4 protein-coding genes are annotated in these 3,629 nt (G+C 57.8%); 1 reads left to right on the forward strand and 3 read right to left on the reverse strand.

Annotation, left to right across the window (positions count from 1 at the left end):
* The 3 genes from attM to RT613_RS23810 form a co-directional block, all read right to left on the reverse strand.
* On the reverse strand, positions 1-680 hold a 680-nt coding region (gene attM / locus RT613_RS23800; RefSeq protein WP_279772964.1), incomplete at its 3' end, for an N-acyl homoserine lactonase AttM.
* A gap of 45 nt (positions 681-725) precedes the next feature.
* Positions 726-1,886 (reverse strand): iron-containing alcohol dehydrogenase, encoded by a 1,161-nt coding sequence (locus tag RT613_RS23805; protein ID WP_080823566.1) that lies wholly within the window; start codon positions 1,884-1,886, stop codon positions 726-728.
* Between the two features lie 20 nt (positions 1,887-1,906).
* Positions 1,907-3,361 carry an NAD-dependent succinate-semialdehyde dehydrogenase gene (locus RT613_RS23810; RefSeq protein WP_312622399.1) on the reverse strand — a complete coding sequence of 485 codons (1,455 nt, stop codon included), beginning with the start codon at positions 3,359-3,361 and terminating at the stop codon, positions 1,907-1,909.
* Positions 3,362-3,416: 55 nt separating this feature from the next.
* Between RT613_RS23810 and RT613_RS23815 the strand changes: the two genes are divergently transcribed.
* The coding region (locus RT613_RS23815) for a helix-turn-helix domain-containing protein (RefSeq protein ID WP_313618833.1) at positions 3,417-3,629 on the forward strand (213 nt) is incomplete at its 3' end.

Below are 3,629 nucleotides of genomic sequence, written 5' to 3' on the forward strand. Positions count from 1 at the left end.
CGGACCGTGTCAACGGTCGAGGCAAGAAAGCCAGGCAAAGCCTTCTCTTCCCAGTGGTCCAGTGTGTAGGCAGCATCGATCGTCAGGAGAAGCGGTTTGCTGTTTGGCAGGCGCACCAGGAAGGACTGGTGGCCGGGTGCATGACCGGGCGTGAAGATCGTGGTGAGCGTGCCGTCGCCGTACACATCGTAATAGTCGTCCTGCGTACCGTTGAGGAACTGCCACTTCAGGCCCGGCTTGTCGAAGTCCTTGCGGATGTAACCGCCGCCAGCAAACCAGTCCGGTGTGAAGGCATATTCGTATTCGGAGCGCTGCACGATGTGGGTCGCATTGGGGAAACGACCGATCGCGCCGGTATGATCGAGATGCAGGTGGGACTGCACGACATATTTCACATCGGCCGGATCGAAACCGAGCGCCTTGATCTGGTCAACGCAGCCCATGTTCTTATCCAGAACCGGCCAATAGACATCGCAGATACCGCCCCAGTGACCGCGCGGGTCGGTCGCGACTTCGATCGCATTGCCACCGTCGATGACGGTGTGCCCATCGGGATGGGTAATCAGGAAAAATGGGACTGGAATCTCATAGTCCGCACCATTGCCCTGGTTCATCTTGATGTTGTGTACCTTGCATTTCAGGGTACCTGACTGAAGCATATAAAGTCTGATATCGGTCACTCGTTTTCCTCCCTTGGGACTGAAGATGTTGGTGTAAGAAATGGATCAGAAAGCTTCGCGATAGAGCGCGAGTGCATCCTCTTCGCGGACTTCGACCGGATTGTTAATCAGCAGGCGGCTCTGCTTCATGGCGTCGGAAGCAAGCATTGCCAGGGTGTTGTCCGTCACGCCGACATCACGAAGGCGCCGCGGCGCACCGCTTTCATCCATCAGTTTTTCCATATGCCGGACAAAGGCGTCCGAACGCATCGCCGTATCACCCTCGCCCGGCACGCCGAGCACATCGGCAAGCTCGGCATAAAGCGACGCCGCAGCCTTGGCGTTGAAACGCAGCACTGGTCCCAACATCAGGGCGTTGGAAAGGCCATGCGGTACGTGGTAGTGGCCACCCAGCGGATAAGCGAGCGCGTGAACGGCAGCCACCGGCGAATTGGCGAAAGCCTGACCTGCCAATGTTGCCCCCAACAGCATGCCTTCACGGGCTTTGCGATCGGTCCCATCCTTGCAGGCGGCGATCAGGTTTGCGCCAAGCAGGCGTAACGCCTCACGCGCCAGAGCATCTGATAGCGGGTTCTTTTTGTGTTTGCTGGTGTAAGCCTCAATCGCGTGCACCATGGCGTCGATACCGGTAGCCGCGGTATGAACCTGCGGCAGACCCACAGTCAGTTCCGCATCGAGAAGAACGAAATCGGCGTAAAGCTGCGGAGAAACGACACCCATCTTGGTGGTTTCACCTGTGGTGATGATCGAGATGTTGGTCACTTCCGAACCGGTTCCAGCCGTGGTCGGCACCAACACCAGCGGCAGACGCGATCCCTTGACGTTGCCGATGCCGTACATGTCTGCAAGCGTCTGGTCGGACACCAGAAGAACCGCTACCAGCTTGGCGATATCGAGCGAGGAGCCCCCGCCAAGACCGATGACGATATCGACCCCGATCTGCCTTGCGGACTCGACGCAGTCGGCAACGATGTGCTCTGGCGGATCAGCAACGACCTTGTCGAAGATCGTGACGCTGAAGCCGCTAGCGGTCAGAGCGTCGGCAATCGGTTTGATGAGGCCAGCCTTGATGAGACCTGCATCGGTAATGAGAAGTGCCTTGCGCGCCTGGAACCTGCCGGAAAGAATCTCTCCGAGGCGCTGAGCACCCCCCCACGCAACCTGCATGGAGGGAACGGTGCGGAATTCGAAAGGGTTGATGGTCATTTGATCCTCCCAGCGTGATCTCAGCCGATTGCCGAGCACAGGTATTTGATTTCCAGATATTCATCGATGCCGTAGTGAGAGCCTTCGCGGCCCAGGCCGGACTGCTTCATGCCACCGAATGGTGCGACTTCATTGGAGATGAGGCCGGTATTGTGGCCCACCATGCCGTATTCGAGCGCTTCTGCGACACGCCATGTCCGGCGGACATTCTCGGTGTAGAAATAGGCCGCCAGACCAAACTCGGTGTCGTTCGCCATGGCAACGGCTTCTTCTTCCGTTTCAAACCGGAAAAGTGGGGCGACCGGTCCAAAGGTCTCCTCACGGGCAACCTTCATTGCCTGCGTTGCACCTGTCAGCACCGTGGGTTCGTAGAATGTCCCGCCAAGCGCATGGCGCTTTCCGCCGGTAACGACCTTCGCCCCTTTTCCAAGGGCGTCAGCAACATGATCCTCGACCTTCGCCACGGCGTCCTGATCGATCAGGGGCCCGATCAGAATACCGGGTTCGGTGCCTTCACCAACGGAGAGGCTCTCGACCCTCTTGGCCAGCTTTTCCGCGAAGGCATCGTACACGCCGGCCTGGACATAGATCCGGTTGGAGCACACACAGGTCTGTCCGGCATTGCGGTACTTCGATACGATCGCGCCCTCGACAGCAGCATCCAGATCGGCGTCATCGAAAACGATGAAGGGCGCGTTGCCGCCAAGTTCCAGTGACAGCTTCTTGATCGTCGGGGCTGATTGCGCCATCAGCAGACGACCGACTTCAGTCGATCCGGTAAAGGAGATCTTTCGCACCGTGTCGCTTTCGGTAAACACCTTGCCGATATCGCGTGCGGCGCCCGTAACCACTTGGAAGACACCGGCGGGAACGCCCGCTTCTTCGGCGAGAACACCCAGAGCAAGTGCGGTGAGTGGCGTCTGTTCAGCCGGTTTGACGATCATCGTGCAGCCTGCGGCAAGCGCCGGGGCCGCCTTGCGGGTGATCATCGCGGCCGGGAAGTTCCATGGCGTGATCGCGGCGCAGACACCGATCGGCTGCTTCAGGATGGTAATGCGCTTGTCGGTGGTCGGCGAAGGAATGGTATCACCATAAACACGTTTGGCTTCCTCCGCGAACCATTCCACGAAAGATGCCGCATAAAGGGCCTCGCCCTTTGCTTCCGCGAGCGGCTTTCCCTGCTCGGCAGTCATCAATGCGCCAAGATCATCAGCGTTCGCCACCATGAGATCAAACCAGCGGCGCAGTATGGCAGCGCGATCCTTTGCAGCACGGCGGCTCCAATCATGGAATGCCTTGCCTGCTGCCTCCACCGCGGCTTTCACCTCATCTGCCGATAATGAAGGAACGTGACCAATCTTCATCGATCTGGCAGGATTTTCCACCGTAATCGTCTTGCCATCCGCGGCTTTCAGCCAGCGTCCATTCACCAGGCAGGCATCACGTAATAGCGCCGAATTTTTGAGGTTGATCACCGAACCCTCCCAGGTTAAAGTTCAACTAATTGAACTTGAATCACTATAATGAACTATGGTCCAGCGTGGCCATTTATGTCAAGGAAGGCCAATGGCGGAAGTTCAGCAATCGTCGCAAATTTTAGACACTGTACCGGCGCTCAGACGTGCGGTGCGTATTCTGGATCTGGTCTCGGGTTCCCCTCGTAACCTTACAGCAGCCGAGCTGACACGCGTTTTAGATTTGCCTAAAAGCACTGCGCATGGGTTACTGGCGGTGATGACTGAG

The organism is Agrobacterium sp. (genome assembly GCF_032092815.1).
In the GTDB taxonomy this organism is placed as follows: Bacteria; Pseudomonadota; Alphaproteobacteria; order Rhizobiales; family Rhizobiaceae; genus Agrobacterium.

Excerpts from the sequence above, each read along its gene's own strand:
- RT613_RS23805 (WP_080823566.1), bottom strand. The coding sequence starts at position 1,886 with ATGACCATCAACCCTTTCGAATTCCGCACCGTTCCCTCCATGCAGGTT.